This is a genomic window from Gordonia sp. VNK21, from assembly GCF_046098115.1.
In the GTDB taxonomy this organism is placed as follows: domain Bacteria; phylum Actinomycetota; class Actinomycetes; order Mycobacteriales; family Mycobacteriaceae; genus Gordonia.
The window spans coordinates 116,438-133,574 of the sequence record NZ_JBJURU010000010.1 but is presented as its reverse complement, the minus strand read 5'-3'; the positions used below and the strand labels follow the sequence as shown (position 1 = coordinate 133,574).

The window sequence follows — 17,137 nt, the reverse complement described above, 5'->3', positions numbered from 1 at the left end:
ATCGTGGTGCAGGCGACGGCGCTGATCACCGAGGACCAGGAGCAGATCGACAACGCGCTGGCCCTGGTGCGGCACCAGGCGGCGCTGTATATCGGCGGGATGGGCGCCCGCGGAAAGAACTTCTACAACACCCTGGTGCAGCGCTACGGCTACGTCGAGGAGGCCAAGCTGATCCAGGATCTGTATCTCGACGGGCGCAAGGCCGAGGCGGCCGCGGCGGTACCGGAGGATCTGATCCGGGCGATGAGCCTGGTGGGGCCACGCAGCGAGGTGGCCGAGCGGGTGGAGGCCTTCCGCGGAGCCGGGGTGGGCGTGATCCTGGGCTCGCCGGCGGCGGCCACGCATGCGCAGCGGGTCGAGGACATGCGGGTGCTGGCCGAGATCATCGGCTGACCGGGGTAGATCGTTCATACCGACCTGCGGCGGCGTCCGGCGGGCCGATCCGTTGCGATCTGGAACGTCGTGGGGGACCGGTAGATTCGTTCGCGTGAGGCAATGCATCTGCGGACACGAGCGGTCCGCACACGAACACTACCGGCGCGGTACCGACTGTGCGCTGTGCACCGGCGGCGGCTGCACCCGCTACCGGCCCGCCCCCCCGCTCCGTAGGGCCCTCGCCAGACTGCAGCGCCGGCCCGGCTGACCGCCGCAGGCAGGTGGCACTACCTAAGCGCGAAAACTTTGGCTGCTTAACCGACCCCAGAGGTCGGTTAAGCAGCCAAAGTTTTCGTTCAGGCGCTCAGCAGCAGCGAGGGGATCAGTAGTAGTAGGGGAAGTCGTCCCAATCCGGCTCGCGCTTCTCCAGGAAGGCGTCGCGGCCTTCGACGGCCTCGTCGGTCATGTACGCCAGCCGGGTGGCCTCGCCGGCGAAGACCTGCTGGCCCATCAATCCGTCGTCGGTCAGGTTGAACGCGAACTTGAGCATCCGCTGCGCCGTCGGCGACTTGCCGTTGATGGTCCGGGCCCAGTCGATGGCGGTGGCCTCCAGGTCGGCGTGGTCGACCACCCGGTTCACCGCACCCATCGCATGCATGGTCTGCGCGTCGTAGGCGTCGCCGAGGAAGAAGATCTCCCGGGCGAACTTCTGGCCCACCTGCTTGGCCAGGTAGGCGCTACCGTAGCCGGCGTCGAAGGAGCCCACGTCGGCGTCGGTCTGCTTGAACCGGGCGTGTTCGCGGGAGGCGAGGGTCAGATCGCACACCACGTGCAGCGAATGCCCGCCGCCGGCCGCCCAGCCGTTCACCACGGCGATGACCACCTTGGGCATGGTGCGGATCAGCCGCTGCACCTCCAGGATGTGCAGCCGTCCGCCCTCGGCCTTGACCCGGGCCTGATCGACGCCCTCGGCACCGGCGGCGGTCACATCGTCGTCGTGGCTGGTGGCGTACTGGTAGCCGGAGCGGCCGCGGATCCGCTGATCGCCGCCGCTGCAGAACGCCCAGCCGCCGTCCTTGGGGCTCGGGCCGTTCCCGGTCAGCAGCACGGTGCCCACGTCGGGGGAGCGGCGGGCGTGGTCGAGCACCCGGTACAGCTCGTCGACGGTGTGCGGGCGGAAGGCGTTGCGCACCTCCGGCCGGTCGAAGGCCACCCGCACGATGCCGTTGGCGCGGCCCGGGCCGGTGTGCCGGTGGTACGTGATGTCGGTGAGGTCCTCGAAGCCGGCGACGGTGCGCCAGGCGGTCGGGTCGAACGGATTGCCAGCGGTCATGGCTACAGACCCTAATCGCGGTCGGGACCCGATGGCGTGCGGGGACTGGTTGCGGTGCGGCCCCGTGCGGGGCGATACATTGGACCGATGGACGATCAGCAGAACGCGGCGGCGGAACCGGTGGCGCACGAGGGCGGCTTCTGGCCCGACTTCCTGGTCACCACCGAGCGCGGCGGGCCGCACTACCCGGAGATGATCGAGCAGGTCCGCACCTTCATGGACAAGGTGCGGCTGGCCTCGCCGACGCCGGAGGTGGCCGACGAGGTGATCGCCGGGCTGCGTCGTCTCAACGCCGCGCTCGACACGGTGCAGGTGGACGAGTGGAACACCCCGTCGGGCACCCGGGTGGATCTGCCGGCCCGCGGCAACATCACCCTGCCGCCGTACGAGGTGGCCGACGCCGGTGCGCACGGGGTGAGGGCCGCGGTCACCTTCCGCACCTATCACCTCGGCGGCAACGGTGCGGCGCACGGCGGTCAGGTGGCGCTGGCCTTCGACGATCTCGGCGGCATGGCCTCGGCCCTGTACTGCAAGGGCATCTGCCGCACCGCCTACCTGAAGGTGAACTACCGCTCCATCACTCCGCTCAACACCCCGCTCGAACTCAGGACCTGGGTGGACGAGGCGGAGAGCTCCGGCCGCAAACTCTTCGTCAAGGGCAGTCTGCACGACGGCGACCGGCTCTGCGCCGACCTCGACGCGCTCTTCATCACGCTGCGCCCGGGCCAGCCCTGAGACCGGGCCGGGGCGCCGTGCAGTGCCGTGCCGCTCGTGCACGGCGACGACTCAGTGCAGCTCGTGCGCCTCGATGACGAAGCCGGCGGTCCGCAGCCGGTCCACCAGGACCTCCCCGATCCCCACGGCCGGGGTGAGCACCCCGGAGTGCTCGGGCAGCCGGTCGCGGTCGAGCGCCAGTGCCAGAGCGCTCTCGCCGAGCATCACCGCGGTGGCCTTGTAGCCCGGGTCGCCGCTCGCGCGCATCTGCGACCGGAACCGGCGCCCGGTGCTGGTCCGGGTGAACGTCTGGGTGACGAAATGTCCGGCGTTGCGTGACTGTTCGCTCGGCCCCTGGCCCGGCTTGGGCAGGACCCGGTCGAGCAGCGAACGCGTGGGACGGAAGCTCATGGCGCCCAGGAAGGCGCCGGTGCCCACCGACACCAGACCGGCGAGCACGGTCGACAGACCCGGCACCGAGCCGACCGCCATCGCCTCCTGATAGCGGAAGCCGGCCCCGTAGGCGCCGTCGAGCAGGGCGTTGGACCGGCGCACCACCCGGGTGTTGTACGAGGACATGAAGAACGGTGCCAGGGTGCCGCGCAGCGAGGGGTCCACCTTCTTGGCGTCCACCGGCGCGATGTCGCTCGGCTCGGAACTCATCTCGGCGCTCGGCGTCTCGCCCGGACTCCCGGAGAGGGCCTGCGGGTTCAGCAGCAGCTGCCGGGTGCCGGCGTCCTTGGCCTGTTCGGCGATCACCCGCATGGAGTCGACGGTGCCGCCCGAGAGTCCGCCGCGCATCGAGGTGAGCACCATGGTGGTGTCGGTGAGCTCGCCGGCGTCGGCCTCGGTGACCGCCTGGTAGAGCACGAAGGCGCCCAGATCCGAAGGGACCGAATCGAATCCGCAGGAGTGCACGATCCGGGCGCCGGTGGCGCGGGCCGTCTCGTCGGCCTTGGCGATGGAGAAGTGCACAAACGGCACCTCCCCGGTCAGGTCCACGTAGTCGGTGCCGGCCGAGGCGGCGGCCACCACCAGGTTCTCGCCGTAGCGCAGGTACGGGCCAACCGTGGTGCAGACCACCCGGGTGCGGGCGCACAGCGCGTCGAGGGAGGCCGGGGACTGTGCGTCGGCGATCACCAGCGGCCAGGAGGCCGCCCGCTCGGGCAGCCGGCGGCGGGTGGCGGCGAGTTTGGTCTCGCTGCGTCCGGCCAGCGCGATCCGGGTGCCGTCGGGGGCCTTCTCGGCCAGATAGCGGGCGGTCAATTCGCCCACGAAACCCGTGGCTCCGTAGACCACGATGTCGAATTCGCGACTCATACGGCGAGTCTATCGACCACCCGGGCGCGACGCTCCCGCGATCAGCCATCCGCCGCACGTGGCCTAGGCTGGGTCGGGTGAATCCGTCGACCCTGCAAGCGCGTGTGATCGTCGATGAACTGGTCCGCGGGGGAGTGCGCGACGCGGTTCTGTGCCCCGGTTCGCGGAACGCGCCCCTGGCCTTCGCCCTGCACGCCGCCGACGCCGCCGGCCGGCTGCGGCTGCACGTGCGGATCGACGAGCGGTCCGCCGGCTATCTGGCCCTCGGGCTGGCCGTCGCCTCGTCGCGTCCGGTGCCCATCGTGATGACCTCCGGCACCGCCGTGGCCAATATGAGCCCGGCCGTCTTCGAGGCGAACTACGCCCGCGTCCCGCTGGTCGTGATCAGCGCCAACCGGCCCTACGAGCTGCTGGGCTCCGGGGCCAACCAGACCGTCGAACAGTTCGGGATCTTCGGCACCCAGGTGCGGGCCGCGATCAGCCTGGGCCTGGCCGAGGAGGACCTCGACACCAACTCGCAGTGGCGTTCGGCGGTCGGGCGGGTGCTCGCCGCCGCCCGCGGTGCACGCACCGGCAATGCCGGACCGGTCCAGTTCGACATCCCGCTGCGCGAACCGCTGGTCCCCGACGCCGGCGACGATCCGCGCGCCGCACTGGCCGAGCTGGCCGGCGGCCGCTTCGCCGGGCGGCCCGGTGACCAGCCGTGGACGGCGGCACCGGCCAGCCGGCTCGATATCCCGGTCGAGATCGACCTCTCCCGCGACACCGTGGTGATCGCCGGGCACGGCTCGGGCCGCCACCCGGAGCTGGCCGGGATCCCGACGGTCGCCGAGCCCACCGCCCCGCAGCCGGACACCCCGCTGCATCCGCTCGCCCTCGACGGCCTGCGCCCCCAGCAGGCCGTCATCTGCGGCCGGCCCACTCTGCACCGCTCCGTCTCCCGGCTGCTCGCCGACCCTCAGGTGTGCGTCTACGCCCTCACCACCGGCCCGCGCTGGCCGGATGTGAGCGGCAACGTCTACGCCACCGGCACCCGCGCACTCGGCCTGGGCGATCCGAGCCCGGACTGGCTGGCCCGCTGCGCGCAGCGCCAGGCCGAGGTGCTCGGGGCGGTGGCCGGTGAGCTCGACGCCCCCGGCCCCACGACCGGCCTGCACGTGGCCCGCGCGGTCGCGGTCGCCGCCGCCGACGGCGACCAGCTGGTGCTCGGCGCCTCCAATCCGATCCGGGACGTGGCCCTGGCCGGCCGGCTCGCGCCGGGGGTGCGGGTGCTCTCCAACCGCGGGGTGGCCGGGATCGACGGCGCCAACTCCACGGCCCTGGGCGCCGCCCTGGCCGCCGCGGACACCTCCGCGCGCACCATCGCGCTCTTCGGGGATCTCACCTTTGTCCACGACGCGACCGGCCTGATCATCGGCCCCGACGAGCCGCGGCCGCGCTGGCTGCGCATCGTCGTGGCCAACGACGACGGCGGCGGCATCTTCGGGCTGCTCGAACAGGGCGATCCGCGGTTCTCGTCGGGCGACTACCGCGGGGTGGCCGAACGGATCTTCGGCACCCCGCACCGCACCGACCTGGCCGCCCTGTGCGCCGGCTTCGGGATTCCCTTCGCCCGCGTCGACGTCGCCGGACTGCCCGCCGCCCTGGGCGCGCCCATCCCGCCCGGAGGTATCGAGGTGCTCGAGGTGGCCACCGCCCGGGAGCCGTTGCGGGCCCTGCACCAGCGGATCGCCGCGCGCATCGGCTGAGCGCCGGTGGGGCGGCGGCGGCCGGCGACTATCCTGACCGCATGGACCCGGTGATTCAGCGACGCGTGCAGATCGGCGTGCTGTCGATCGGGCTGCTCGCCACCCTCATCGGGGTCATCATCATCCTCGGCGCCTACAACAACGACCGGAAGATCGACCAGAACAAGGCCACCGCCGTCGCCGACGTCATCTCCGCCGACCGCTGGCGCGCCAACGTCACCTTCTTCACCCCCGACGGGGTGCTGCGCAACCCCAAGTTCGGCCTGCTCTATCCCACCGAGCTCGAGGCCGGACAGCGCATCCTGGTGGACTACGACGTCACCGACCCCGACGATCTGGCTCGGCCGGCCGACCGCAACGCCACCCTCTCCGTGCTGCCGGGGCTGTCGATCATCGGGCTGGGCTGGGCGGTGTCGATCGTGCTGCTGTTCGCCGTGGCCGAGACGAGCCGCCGGATGCGGCGCCGCGCAGGGGAGCTCCGCGACCATGCCCTAGGCTCGTCGGCATGACCGATCGCCCCGAGACCTCCGGTTCCCGCGCCACCCTCGCCAAGGATCCGTCCGAGGTCGCGGAGATGTTCGACGGGGTGGCCCGTCGCTACGACCTCACCAACACCGTGCTCTCCTTCGCACAGGATCGCCGGTGGCGCAAGGCCACCCGCAAGGCGCTCGCACTGCGTCCGCGCGACGTGGTGCTCGATCTGGCGGCCGGCACCGCCGTCTCCACCGAGGAGCTCGCCGCCTCCGGGGCGTTCTGCATCGCCGCCGACTTCTCGCGCGGGATGCTGCGGGCCGGCGCGAACCGCGAGGTGCCCAAGGTGGCCGCCGACGCCCTGCACCTGCCGTTCGCCGCCGACAGCTTCGACGCCGCCACCATCTCGTTCGGGCTGCGCAACGTCAACGACGTGCCGCTGGCCCTCTCCGAGCTGCGCCGGGTGCTCAAGCCCGGCGGGCGGCTGGCGATCTGCGAGTTCTCCACGCCCACCTTCGGCCCGTTCAAGACGGTCTACATGGAGTACCTGATGAAGGCCCTGCCGACGGTGGCGACCAAGGTGTCGAGCAACCCGGCGGCCTACGTCTATCTCGCCGAGTCGATCCGGGCCTGGCCCGATCAGGCCGGGCTGGCGCAGCTGATCGGCGAGGCCGGTTTCGGCGACGTGCACTGGCAGAACCTCACCGGCGGCATCGCCGCCATCCACTCCGCCGTCGCCGTCTGACCGGCCGCGCCGAGGGTCACTGGAACGGCGGCCGATCCTCGAAACGGGTGACGGCGGCCCCCGCACCGCGCCAGGCGCGCGCGATCAGATCGGTGTCGTCGGGGGTGAGCAGATTGCCCATCACCCGCACCACCAGCGCCATCAGCCGGGCGGACCGGATTCCGGGACGGCCCAGCACCGGCACCGTCTGCGGCATGGTGAGCAGCCCGGCGGCGCGCCGGGCCGCCGCGAACGCGAGCCCGTACTCGGCGGAGAGCAGCGCCGGCCAGGCCCGGGTGGGATCGGCGGCGTCGGCGATCAGTTCCACCGCCATCCGTCCGGTCTCCAGGGCGTAGTCGATGCCCTCGCCGTTGAGCGGATTCACGCAGGCGGCCGCGTCGCCGATCAGCATCCAGTTCGGTCCGGCCACCCCGGACACCGCGCCGCCCATCGGCAGCAGCGCCGAGGCGACCCGCTGCGGCGACCCGGTCAGCCGCCATTCGTCGGTGACCATGCGCGCGTAGTGCTCGAGGATCGGGCGCAGCGCCATCGACGCCGGGCGTTTGGCCGTCGCCAGCGCTCCCACGCCCACGTTCACCGTGCCGTCGCCGAGCGGGAAGACCCAGCCGTAGCCGGGCAGCAGCTCCCCGTCGGGGTCGCGCAGTTCCAGGTGCGAGCACATCCACTCGCTGCCGGAGCAGCCGGACGCCGCATAGGAGCGGGCGGCCACCCCGTAGGCGGTGTCCCGATGCCAGGTCCGGCCCAGGACCTTGCCCAGCCCGGAGCGCACCCCGTCGGCGACGATCACCTGGTCCACCCGGATCCGGCCGGTCTGGCCGCCGCGGCTGACGGTCACCTCGGCGATCCGGTCCCCGCTGCGTTCGACGTCGACGGCCTTGGCGCCCTCGACCATCCGGGCGCCGGCGTCGACGGCGAAACGCCGGATCGCATCGTCGAGTTCGGTGCGCGCCACCGCGCTGCCGTACCGCCCGAACCGGTCCGAGGCCGGCCAGGGCACCTGCTGGCTCGCACCCCAGCCGTGCAGCGCCAGACCGCGGATACGCGGGCGGTCGGCCAGAAAACCGCCCATGCCGAGCCCGTCGAGGGCGGCGACGGCGCGTGGAGTCAGACCGTCGCCGCAGGTCTTGTCCCGCGGGAAGCGGGCGGCGTCGAGCAGCACCACGTCGGCGCCGCCGGCGGCGGCGTGCGCGGCGGCCGAGGCCCCGGCCGGTCCGGCGCCCACCACCAGGACGTCGGCGGAGCGGGGAAGGGCGGCGTCGGCTGTCGGACTGGTCACCCGACAATTATGTCTGTGGCCGCTTCCGGCTACGCTTCTGGTGTCGCCGACCGCCGAACCCGGCGAGCTCGGCCAAGCCGGTCCCGCACCCGCGGGCGAGAGGGAAGATCGGACGCCACGACGTGAAGACCACATTCGCCGGACTGGACCTGGGGGAAGGGGAGTTCGCCGCCGGTGTCGCCGACGCGCTGGCGCGCGTGGAAGACCTGCTGCTCACCGAACTGTCGAGTGGTGACGAGATCCTGACGGAGGCCGCCACCCACCTGGCCAAGGCCGGGGGCAAGCGCTTCCGCCCGATGTTCGCCGTGCTCGCCTCGCACTTCGGTCCCGAGCCGGCCGGCGAGCCGGTGATCACCGCGGCCACCGTGGTGGAGATGATCCACCTGGCCACCCTGTACCACGACGACGTCATGGACGAGGCGACGCTGCGGCGCGGCGCGCAGAGCGCCAACGCCCGGTGGAGCAATTCGGTGGCCATCCTGGCCGGTGACTTCCTGTTCGCCCGCGCTTCCCGGCTGGTGTCCACCCTGGGGCCGGACTTCGTGCGGATCATCGCCGAGACCTTCGCCGAACTGGTCACCGGCCAGATGCGCGAGACGGTGGGCGCCCGCGGCGCCGACCCGATCGACCACTACCTGCGGGTGGTGTGGGAGAAGACCGGTTCGCTGATCGCCGCCGCCGCCCGCTTCGGTTCGATGACCGCCGGCGCCTCGCCGGAGGCCGTGCAGAGCCTGTCCCGCATCGGCGACATCGTCGGCGTCGCCTTCCAGGTGTCCGACGACATCATCGACATCGCCTCGGTGACCGGCGACTCCGGCAAGACCCCGGGCACCGATCTGCGCGAGGGCGTGCACACCCTGCCGGTGCTGTACGCGATCGCCGAGGACGGGCCGACCGGCGCGCGGCTGCGGGAGCTGCTGCTCGACGGCGACGGCGCCGCCCGGCCGCTGACCGACGACGCCGAGGTGACCGAGGCGCTGGAGCTGCTGGTGGCCTCGGACGGGATGGTCCGGGCCCGCCGGCGCCTGGCCGACATGGCCGCGCAGGCTCACGAGGAGCTGGCGACGCTGCCGGCCGGTCCGGCCCGCACCGCTTTCGCCTCGCTCGTCGACTACACCGTCGAACGCGTCGGCTGACCCGGACCCTCTTGTCGTCGGCGGCGACGGCCGTCACCTGCCTCCGGGGGAACTCCGCGGGGCGGTGCGACGTTGACCCGGTAGAGACCCGCGCAAGTGAGACAATGTGCGGAAGACGGACTACCTAGGGGAGTCATGCATTCGTTCAACGGCTTGAAGACCGCCGCCCTGATGGGGTTGATGTCGGCGATCATCGTCGGCATCGGTGCCGCCTTCGGGAACCGCACCATCCTGATCTTCTCGATCGTGATCGCGGTGGCCACCAACGCCTACGCCTACTTCAACAGCGCGAAGCTCTCGCTCAAGGCCATGCACGCACAGCCGGTGAGCGAGGTGGAGGCCCCGCAGCTGTACGCCATGGTGCGGGAGCTCTCGACCACCGCCAACCAGCCGATGCCGGCCCTGTACATCAGCCCCACCGAGTCGCCGAACGCCTTCGCGACCGGCCGCAACCCGAAGAACGCCGCGGTGTGCTGTACGTCGGGAATCCTGCAGCTGCTCAACGAGCGCGAGCTGCGGGCGGTGCTCGGCCATGAGCTCTCGCACGTCTACAACCGTGACATCCTGATCAGCTCGGTGGCCGGGGCGATGGCCGCGGTGATCTCCGGCCTGGCCAATATGGCGATGTGGATGGGCGCCTTCGGCGGCAACCGCAACAACGGTCCCAGCCCGCTGGCCATGATCCTGATCGCGATCCTCGGTCCGCTCTCGGCGAGCCTGATCCAGATGACCGTGTCCCGGGCCCGCGAGTACCAGGCCGACGAGTCCGGCGCCGAACTGAGCGGCGATCCGCTGGCGCTGGCGTCGGCGCTGGAGAAGATCTCCGGCGGCGTGCAGGCGGCCCCGCTGCCGCCCACCCCGGAGCTCACCACTCAGTCGCACATGATGATCGAGAGCCCGTTCCGGGCGGGGGAGAAGCTGTCGAAGCTGTTCTCCACCCATCCGCCCACCGCGGACCGCATCGCGCGGCTGCACGCGATGGCGAACAACGGCGGTCAGCGCTACGTGTGAGGTAGCCGCGTGTGAGATTGCCGCGTGTGAGGTGAACGCGCGGGTCCGGGGGTCGGTCCGGGGCCGTCGCTAGACTGGCGGCCATGGTGATGGCGAAGCGTCCGGAGGTGCAGACCGCGTCGGCGCCGGTCACCGCGCTGAGCATGGCCGGACTGGCCGGCAGCATGCTCACCGGGCTCGCCCAGGTGCCGTTCCGCCGCCCCTGGGAGGGGCCGTCGCGGGTGGCCGGGAACATCGGGCAGGCGGTGACCCGCCAGACGATCCGCTCGTTCATGGGCTACCTGAGCGGTCTGCCGATCGACGAGTTCCGGTCGGTGGAGCGGGTCATCGACGACCTCTGCCGGGTGGTGATGTCGCCGATCGTGGAACTGCTCAACGACGTCGAGCTCACCGAGGACGTCATCGCCGGTGTGCCCGGTGTCTGGTGCCGGGCCCGGGCCAGCTCGGAGAGTTATGTGCGCCAGCCGGAGCGGCGCGAGAGCATCGGTGCCACCCTGCTCTACCTGCCGGGCGGCGGCTACGTGGGCACCACCCCGATGATGTATTCGGCGTTCGTGGCCTCGCTGGTGCGGGTGACCGGTGCGGAGGTCTTCGTCGTCGACTACCGCAAGGCCCCGGAGTATCCGTTCCCCGCCGGTGTGCACGACGCCGCTCGTGTCTATCACGGGCTGCTGGTCCGCGGTGTGGATCCGCAGCACCTGGTGGTGGCCGGCGACTCGGGCGGCGGTGGACTGGCCGTGTCGCTGATCGGCCGTCTGCACGAGGACGGCGAGCCGATGCCGGCCGGGATGGTGCTCTTCTCCCCGCAGGTGGATCTGGTGCTGGACTATCCGTCGATCACCGAGAACGCCCCGTACGACGTGCTGCCGTGGAACATCCCGGTGACCCCCTACCTGAAAGGGATCTCGCCCGACGACGAGCGCGTCTCCCCGGTGCGCAGCGACACCGATCCGGAGTGGTTTCCGCCCACCCTGGTCTCCTGGGGCCGCGACGAGATGTTCCGCGACGGCATCGCGGACTTCGTCGCCCGGCTCGCCGACGCCGGCGTGGACGTGATCGGCCTCGAGGAGCCGGGCATGTTCCACGTCTATCCGATCCTGATGCCCTGGGCCGAGGCCTCGGTGCGGACCTACCGCGAGGTCCGCGACTTCACCGCGCGCACCGTCGCACCGGATCCCTCCGCCGCCCAGACCCACTGACGGTTCGGCCCTGCCGACTCGGTTCCGCCCTACCTACTCGGGTCCGCCCCGCCGAATAGTCGGTGGGGTAGACCCGAGTCGGTGGGGCGGAGGCCTCAGCGGTAGTTGACGAACTGCAGGGCGATCCCGAAGTCCTCACCCTTGAGCAGCGCGATCACGGCCTGCAGGTCGTCGCGCTTCTTGGACGAGACGCGCAGCTCGTCGCCCTGGATCTGCGCCTTGACGCCCTTGGGGCCCTCGTCGCGGATCTTCTTGGAGATCTTCTTGGCGTGCTCGGAGTCGATGCCCTCGGTGATGGTGCCGGTGATCTTGAACTGCTTGCCCGAGGCCACCGGATCGCCGGCGTCGAGCGCCTTGAGCGAGATGTCCCGGCGGATGAGCTTCTCCTTGAACACCTCCAGCCCGGCCAGTGCCCGCTCCTCCGCGTCGGAGGTGATCACGATCGCCTCCTCGCCGGACCGCGCGATGGTGGTGTTGGTGCCGCGGAAGTCGTAGCGCTGCGAGAGCTCCTTGCCGGCCTGGTTGACGGCGTTGTCGACCTCCTGGCGATCGACCTTGCTCACCACGTCAAACGAAGAATCTGCCATGCGCACAACCCTAGGCCATCACCGGCGCGGCGCTCGCGGGGATCGTCGGCCTCATTTCGGGCGACGCTCTGACCAGGCGATTTGTACCCACCCCGGCCGATCGTTGTATTCTTTCTCCCGTTGCCCTCACCGGTGACACGGCAGATTGCCCGAGCGGCCAAAGGGAGCGGATTGTAAATCCGTCGCGCAAGCTACGTAGGTTCGAATCCTACATCTGCCACCACGCGAAGACAGATGAGACGATCGGTCGTGACCAGGCGTTTTGGTCATCCGGAGGACTCGTGTGTAATCTCGTGAAGGCTTCTGGCCAACACCGCGAGGTGGAGGTCGAGGATACGCCCCCTTAGCTCAGTCGGCAGAGCGTTTCCATGGTAAGGAAAAGGTCGACGGTTCGATTCCGTCAGGGGGCTCGCTTGGTGCTCACGCGCGCAGCGCGTGGGCGCCGACAGGGCGGTGTAGCTCAGCTGGTTAGAGCGCACGACTCATAATCGTGAGGTCGGGGGATCGAGTCCCCCCACCGCTACGGAAGTTCGGCTGCTGCTCGGTGCGCCCGCCCGCCTGGGCCACGCCAGCGGCCGAACTGAACTTCCAAGACGCGAAAGTAGGCAAGAAAGTGGCTTCCTCGACGGATGTTCGCCCCAAGATCACCTTGGCGTGCGAGGTGTGCAAGCACCGCAACTACATCACCAAGAAGAATCGCCGGAACGACCCGGATCGCCTCGAGCTGCGCAAGTTCTGCCCGAACTGCGGCACGCACCAGGCGCACAAGGAATCGCGCTGATCACTCGGTGATCCAGGCCGCTGTGCGGCCGACGACGAACTCCCTCAAGCGGGCCACTTCTGTGTGAAGTGGCCCGCTTGATTTGGTAGTGCGCCGCGTGCGGGAGAAGAATCTCCTAGGTTGTTCTGAGATGCAGGATCGGCGCGACGAGGGACCTTCAGCCCGTCCCCGCGCCAACGGCCGGCGCGGCCGGAGACAGGAGTGTTGATGTCTGAACTGGACGATGCGGTGCTGAAGGACAGTCTGGACCGGCTCGGGTCGGGAGCCCTCACCCCCGACGAGATCGCCGAGCAGACCCAGTCGCTGGTGGGTTACCACTACACCGTCGACGACTACTACGAGGTGGGCCGTGAAGAGGTCCGCAAGCACGCGCTGGCCGTGCAGGACGCGCACCCCACGCACTGGAGCGAGGCCGCCGCGCAGGCCGCCGGCCACGACGGCCTGATCGCCGCCCCCACCTTCGTCTCGGTGCTCGGCATCATCGCCCAGCGCAAGCTCTTCGAGGAGGTCGTCACCGGCTACGACCTGTGGCAGATCATGCAGACCGACCAGCGGCTGGTCTACCACCAGCCGATGAAGGTCGGCGACCGCCTGGTCTGCGACGTCTCGCTGGACTCGTTCCGGCACGTCACCAGCCCGGAGACCATCGACCTGATGGTCACCAAGAACATCATCTGGAACCAGCACGACGAGCCGGTGATGACCACCTGGACGTCGCTGGCGGCCCGCCCGGGCATGCAGGTCGATCCGGAGGTCGAGGACTCGCTCGACCACGTGATGATGAAGGTGGACGCCACCGGCGACCCGGGCAGGACCGTCGACCGCAAGGGCGGCCGCTACGACATCGCCGATCCGGTTCAGCGGCCCGGCGCCTACTCGGCGATCGACTTCGACTCGCTGACGGTGGGCCAGACGCTGCCAGCCAAACGCTTCGAGCTCACCCGGGGCAACCTGGTGAACTACGCCGGTGTGGCCTGCGACCCCAACCCGATCCACTTCTCCGAGCACGTGGTGGCCGCGGCCGGCATGGACGGGGTGGTGGCGCACGGCATGCAGACGATGGGCCTGGGCGCCACCTACGTCTCGGAGTTCATCGGCGACCCGGCCGCGTTCTGCGAATACCACGTCCGCTTCACCAGCCCGGTGTACGTCCCCGCCGACGACAGCGCCGCCGTCGACTTCACCGGCAAGATCAAATCGCTCGATCCGGCGACCCGGCGCGGCACCATCGCGCTGGTCGCCAAACAGGGTGAGCGGAAGATCTTCGGCCGCGCCGTGGTCGTCGTGCAGTTCAACTGAGCCTCCCGCGGTGCGCTCGCCGGGCGGGCGCACCGCAGGGCGAGCACCGCGCGTTTTGTTGCCGACGGGTGGCGTGCTCTACACTAGTGAAGTCTGAGCTTCATCGAGACTTGCGCGCTGCCCGTAGGGTGGCGCGTTGGTGTTGTTAGGCTTGGGACGGTGTCGGTCATCGTGGCCGACGCAAAGGGGCGTAGCTCAACTGGCAGAGCAGCGGTCTCCAAAACCGCAGGTTGCAGGTTCAAGTCCTGTCGCCCCTGCGCCTAGTGCCCGGTAGGACACCCGTTCCTCATCCAGGGTGCGGCACACGCAGACGAAGGGATCGGTAGTGGCCAAGCGCGATCGCAAGGCTTCCGGCAAGCCGGAGGAGCCGTCGGCCGACGGTGCAGACGACACCGGCGCCGACATCGACATCGAGGTCGTCGAGAAAGGCGATCTGCGTCCCTCCGGAAAGCGGAAGGCTCGCGGCGAGCGTGCTGCGGGTGGTGCCGGGAAGAGCGGCGGTTCGGTGGCAGTCGCCGATCGGCCGTCGGAGGAAGCGGAGAAGAGCCGCAACGTCTTCGTCCGGATCTGGAACTTCCTCAAGCAGGTGGTCGGGGAGTTACGCAAGGTCATCTGGCCGACGCGCAGCGAGATGATCAACTACAGCATCGCCGTGCTGGTGTTCGTGGTGATCATCACCGCGATCATCGCCGGTCTGGACATCGGCTTCGCCAAGCTGATGCTGACCGTCTTCGGCTGAGTCGAGGAATCGGCGGGTCATCCGGCCCGCAGTGAGCAATGAAGGAGCGTGGGCGCAGTGAGCACCCCGGAGAACGAGATCGAATCGCCGGACACCGGTGACGCGACGCTGGAGGCCCCCGCGGCCGACGCCGGCGAGGCGGTGCAGTCGGTCGACGCCGGCGACGCCACTGCCGAGTCCCCGGCCGACGACGCCGCAGACGCGGCGGCCGACGACGCTGCTCCGGCCGAGGAGGACGTGGATCCGGTCGCCAAGCTCAAGGCCGAACTGCGCCGCCAGCCCGGCGACTGGTACGTGATCCACTCCTACGCCGGCTACGAGAACAAGGTGAAGACCAATCTCGAGACTCGTGTCCAGAACCTGGACGTGGGCGACTACATCTTCCAGGTCGAGGTGCCGACCGAAGAGGTCACCGAGATCAAGAACGGCCAGCCCAAGAAGGTCAACCGCAAGGTGCTGCCCGGCTACATCCTGGTGCGCATGGAGCTCAACGACGAGTCGTGGGGCGCCGTCCGCAACACCCCGGGTGTGACCGGCTTCGTCGGCACCGGCGGGCCCACCCCGCTGGCCCTCAAGGACGTCGTGCAGTTCCTGCTGCCGCGTGCCGAGGTCCGCAAGGCGGAGGCCGCCAAGGCCGCCGCGGCTGCGGGCGAGAGCGTGGAGGCCGCCGCGGCCGCCGCGTCGAACCTGGTCGAGGTGGACTTCGAGGTGGGCGAGTCGGTGACCGTCATGGACGGCCCGTTCGCCACCCTGCCGGCCTCGATCAGCGAGGTGAACACCGAGCAGCGCAAGGTGAAGGTGCTGGTCTCGATCTTCGGTCGCGAGACCCCGGTCGAGCTCGGCTTCAACCAGGTCGAGAAGCTCTGATCATCGCACCGGCAGCCGGCTGACACGACCGGCGCCAGCGCGGCGAGAGCCGCGTGAACATGAGACTTCCGCGCGTCCAGCGTGCGCGGATGAGAAGGAAAAAGGACAAAGAGATGCCTCCCAAGAAGAAGAAGATCGCCGGGATCATCAAGCTCCAGATCCAGGCGGGCCAGGCCAACCCGGCGCCGCCCGTGGGTCCGGCGCTCGGTCAGCACGGCGTGAACATCATGGAGTTCTGCAAGGCCTACAACGCGGCCACCGAGTCGCAGCGCGGCAATGTGGTCCCGGTCGAGATCTTCGTGTACGAAGACCGCTCGTTCGACTTCAAGCTGAAGACTCCGCCGGCCGCCAAGCTGCTGCTCAAGGCCGCCGGTCTGCAGAAGGGTTCGGGCGAGCCGCACGTCAACAAGGTCGGCAAGGTCACCCTCGAGCAGGTCAAGGAGATCGCCAAGACCAAGCAGGAAGACCTGAACGCCAACGACATCGACGCCGCCGCGAAGATCATCGCCGGCACCGCGCGTTCGATGGGAATCACCGTCGAAGGCTGACCACCGGTCAGCGGCCCCGCCGGATGAGGACCTCCTCGACCGGCTAAGCCAGTCGAAACCCCGTGGGAGGGCCGCGCTCGGCCCACTAACCACTCACTCCCGGCCACCGGCCGAGAAGAAGGAACAGAGCAGATGAGCAAGAAGAGCAAGGCCTACCAGGCCGCCGCTGAGAAGATCGATCGGGACAAGCTGTACGCTCTGCCACTGGAAGAAGTCCATGGCCGGGAACCGCCGGCTGCCGAACCGCGCGTACTAGAGCAGCATCCGCCGTGGCATCAAGAGGCGCTCCCGGAACCACAGCTTGCTGCGGAACGGCTAGTGCTTCACGTCCAACCGCCGGAACAGCTGCGCCTTCAACTAGAACGGCGGGAACTACAGCAACTAGCGGAACCAGTGCAGCCACCACTGCCATGGCCAGAAGCCCAAGCCGTAGTCCGGCGCGCCTGGGTCCTGCGCCCGCTAGGCCGGGTGGAACCGGTAGACCAGGCCCCACCGCTAGCGCCGCAGCTTTAGCTCGGTCGGCGGGACCTAGAAGAGCTAGTCCAGGAGCCGAGGGTGGAGCAGGCGTGGCCGCCGGCAACGGAGCCACCGGAACAGAGGCCGCCGCTTGTGCTAGTGCGCCCGCCAGAATGGCCACGGCACGCCGTCCAACTGCCACGGCGCGTGGTAGACCAGCCGGAACGCGCCCAGGTGCGGGTCCGCCTGCCGCTGGAGCTACCACCGCAGCCACAAGAAGCTCCTCCAGAGGAACCGCTCGAGGTGTCGGAGGTCGCCCGACATGTCGAACAGGGCTAGCTAGAAGAGTCGCCGCCGGACCATCCGGAACGAGAAGAACGAGTAGACGAGACAAGGAAGAAGAGCCGGCCACCGGCCCTCACTCACCAATCACCCGGCTCGCGCCGGGAGGGTGCCCCAAAGCTGACCGAATCGGCCAGCTCCTCCAGGAGTAGGCCGCCCCGGCGACTGGCCACCAGTCGGAAGCTGCCAC

Annotated in this window: 17 protein-coding genes, 4 tRNA genes and 1 pseudogene; 18 read left to right on the top strand and 4 right to left on the bottom strand. The window is 69.8% G+C overall.

Annotation, left to right across the window (positions count from 1 at the left end; genetic code table 11):
• Window positions 1-393 (top strand): LLM class flavin-dependent oxidoreductase (locus ACJMNC_RS12575; protein WP_408948297.1); only part of this gene is annotated, 393 nt, incomplete at its 5' end.
• 364 nt (window positions 394-757) lie between these two features.
• On the opposite strand, the gene ACJMNC_RS12570 is transcribed toward ACJMNC_RS12575, so the two are convergent.
• Window positions 758-1,708 (bottom strand): 1,4-dihydroxy-2-naphthoyl-CoA synthase, encoded by a 951-nt coding sequence (locus tag ACJMNC_RS12570; RefSeq protein ID WP_408948296.1) that lies wholly within the window; start codon window positions 1,706-1,708, stop codon window positions 758-760.
• Between the two features lie 87 nt (window positions 1,709-1,795).
• Here ACJMNC_RS12570 and ACJMNC_RS12565 point away from each other — a divergent pair, with 87 nt between their 5' ends.
• Window positions 1,796-2,443: a PaaI family thioesterase gene (locus ACJMNC_RS12565; protein WP_408948295.1), complete on the top strand. Its 648-nt coding sequence runs from the start codon at window positions 1,796-1,798 to the stop codon at window positions 2,441-2,443.
• Window positions 2,444-2,494: 51 nt separating this feature from the next.
• Here the strand turns inward: ACJMNC_RS12565 and ACJMNC_RS12560 are convergent, their stop codons facing one another.
• The gene (locus ACJMNC_RS12560) at window positions 2,495-3,742 is read right to left on the bottom strand and encodes a saccharopine dehydrogenase family protein (protein ID WP_408948294.1); all 1,248 of its coding nucleotides are present in this window, start codon (window positions 3,740-3,742) and stop codon (window positions 2,495-2,497) included.
• A 77-nt stretch (window positions 3,743-3,819) separates the two neighbouring features.
• Here ACJMNC_RS12560 and menD point away from each other — a divergent pair, with 77 nt between their 5' ends.
• Genes menD through ACJMNC_RS12545 form a run of 3 tightly spaced genes read left to right on the top strand, consistent with a single transcriptional unit; the run spans window position 3,820 to window position 6,706 of the window.
• Window positions 3,820-5,490 (top strand): 2-succinyl-5-enolpyruvyl-6-hydroxy-3-cyclohexene-1-carboxylic-acid synthase, encoded by a 1,671-nt coding sequence (menD, locus tag ACJMNC_RS12555; protein ID WP_408948293.1) that lies wholly within the window; start codon window positions 3,820-3,822, stop codon window positions 5,488-5,490.
• A 41-nt stretch (window positions 5,491-5,531) separates the two neighbouring features.
• Window positions 5,532-5,999 (top strand): hypothetical protein, encoded by a 468-nt coding sequence (locus ACJMNC_RS12550; protein ID WP_408948292.1) that lies wholly within the window; start codon window positions 5,532-5,534, stop codon window positions 5,997-5,999.
• Window positions 5,996-6,706: a demethylmenaquinone methyltransferase gene (locus tag ACJMNC_RS12545; RefSeq protein ID WP_408948291.1), complete on the top strand. Its 711-nt coding sequence runs from the start codon at window positions 5,996-5,998 to the stop codon at window positions 6,704-6,706. The genes ACJMNC_RS12550 and ACJMNC_RS12545 overlap by 4 nt, the downstream gene beginning before the upstream one ends.
• Window positions 6,707-6,722: 16 nt before the next feature.
• On the opposite strand, the gene ACJMNC_RS12540 is transcribed toward ACJMNC_RS12545, so the two are convergent.
• Window positions 6,723-7,982 carry a geranylgeranyl reductase family protein gene (locus ACJMNC_RS12540; RefSeq protein ID WP_408948290.1) on the bottom strand — a complete coding sequence of 420 codons (1,260 nt, stop codon included), beginning with the start codon at window positions 7,980-7,982 and terminating at the stop codon, window positions 6,723-6,725.
• 122 nt (window positions 7,983-8,104) lie between these two features.
• On the opposite strand from ACJMNC_RS12540, the gene ACJMNC_RS12535 reads away from it, so the two are divergent.
• The 3 genes from ACJMNC_RS12535 (at window position 8,105) to ACJMNC_RS12525 (ending at window position 11,328) form a co-directional block, all read left to right on the top strand.
• Window positions 8,105-9,118 (top strand): polyprenyl synthetase family protein, encoded by a 1,014-nt coding sequence (locus ACJMNC_RS12535; RefSeq protein WP_408948289.1) that lies wholly within the window; start codon window positions 8,105-8,107, stop codon window positions 9,116-9,118.
• A gap of 135 nt (window positions 9,119-9,253) precedes the next feature.
• Complete coding sequence (htpX, locus tag ACJMNC_RS12530) at window positions 9,254-10,129, top strand: zinc metalloprotease HtpX (protein WP_408948288.1); 876 nt, start codon at window positions 9,254-9,256, stop codon at window positions 10,127-10,129.
• An 83-nt stretch (window positions 10,130-10,212) separates the two neighbouring features.
• Window positions 10,213-11,328: an alpha/beta hydrolase gene (locus ACJMNC_RS12525; RefSeq protein ID WP_408948287.1), complete on the top strand. Its 1,116-nt coding sequence runs from the start codon at window positions 10,213-10,215 to the stop codon at window positions 11,326-11,328.
• A gap of 95 nt (window positions 11,329-11,423) precedes the next feature.
• On the opposite strand, the gene ACJMNC_RS12520 is transcribed toward ACJMNC_RS12525, so the two are convergent.
• Window positions 11,424-11,915, bottom strand: coding sequence for a YajQ family cyclic di-GMP-binding protein (locus ACJMNC_RS12520; RefSeq protein WP_408948286.1), 492 nt, complete (start codon window positions 11,913-11,915; stop codon window positions 11,424-11,426).
• A 139-nt stretch (window positions 11,916-12,054) separates the two neighbouring features.
• Here ACJMNC_RS12520 and ACJMNC_RS12515 point away from each other — a divergent pair.
• The 10 genes and pseudogenes from ACJMNC_RS12515 to ACJMNC_RS12470 all read left to right on the top strand — a co-directional run.
• Window positions 12,055-12,138 (top strand) — tRNA-Tyr (locus ACJMNC_RS12515).
• Between the two features lie 114 nt (window positions 12,139-12,252).
• Window positions 12,253-12,325, top strand: a tRNA-Thr gene (locus ACJMNC_RS12510).
• Between the two features lie 39 nt (window positions 12,326-12,364).
• Window positions 12,365-12,438: transfer RNA gene (locus ACJMNC_RS12505), tRNA-Met, on the top strand.
• A gap of 90 nt (window positions 12,439-12,528) precedes the next feature.
• Window positions 12,529-12,696, top strand: coding sequence for a 50S ribosomal protein L33 (gene rpmG, locus ACJMNC_RS12500; RefSeq protein WP_408948359.1), 168 nt, complete (start codon window positions 12,529-12,531; stop codon window positions 12,694-12,696).
• A gap of 207 nt (window positions 12,697-12,903) precedes the next feature.
• Window positions 12,904-13,995, top strand: a complete 1,092-nt coding sequence (locus tag ACJMNC_RS12495) for a fused (3R)-hydroxyacyl-ACP dehydratase subunits HadA/HadB (protein WP_408948285.1) — start codon at window positions 12,904-12,906, stop codon at window positions 13,993-13,995.
• 184 nt (window positions 13,996-14,179) lie between these two features.
• Window positions 14,180-14,252: transfer RNA gene (locus tag ACJMNC_RS12490), tRNA-Trp, on the top strand.
• Window positions 14,253-14,320: 68 nt separating this feature from the next.
• The gene (secE, locus tag ACJMNC_RS12485) at window positions 14,321-14,734 is read left to right on the top strand and encodes a preprotein translocase subunit SecE (RefSeq protein WP_408948284.1); all 414 of its coding nucleotides are present in this window, start codon (window positions 14,321-14,323) and stop codon (window positions 14,732-14,734) included.
• A 57-nt stretch (window positions 14,735-14,791) separates the two neighbouring features.
• Complete coding sequence (nusG, locus tag ACJMNC_RS12480; RefSeq protein ID WP_408948283.1) at window positions 14,792-15,601, top strand: transcription termination/antitermination protein NusG; 810 nt, start codon at window positions 14,792-14,794, stop codon at window positions 15,599-15,601.
• Window positions 15,602-15,714: 113 nt separating this feature from the next.
• A complete protein-coding gene (gene rplK, locus ACJMNC_RS12475; RefSeq protein WP_408948282.1) occupies window positions 15,715-16,149 on the top strand; it encodes a 50S ribosomal protein L11 in 435 nt (144 codons plus the stop codon).
• Window positions 16,150-16,281: 132 nt separating this feature from the next.
• Window positions 16,282-16,365, top strand: a pseudogene (locus ACJMNC_RS12470) (50S ribosomal protein L1); the annotation flags it as partial.
• Window positions 16,366-17,137 lie beyond the last annotated feature (772 nt).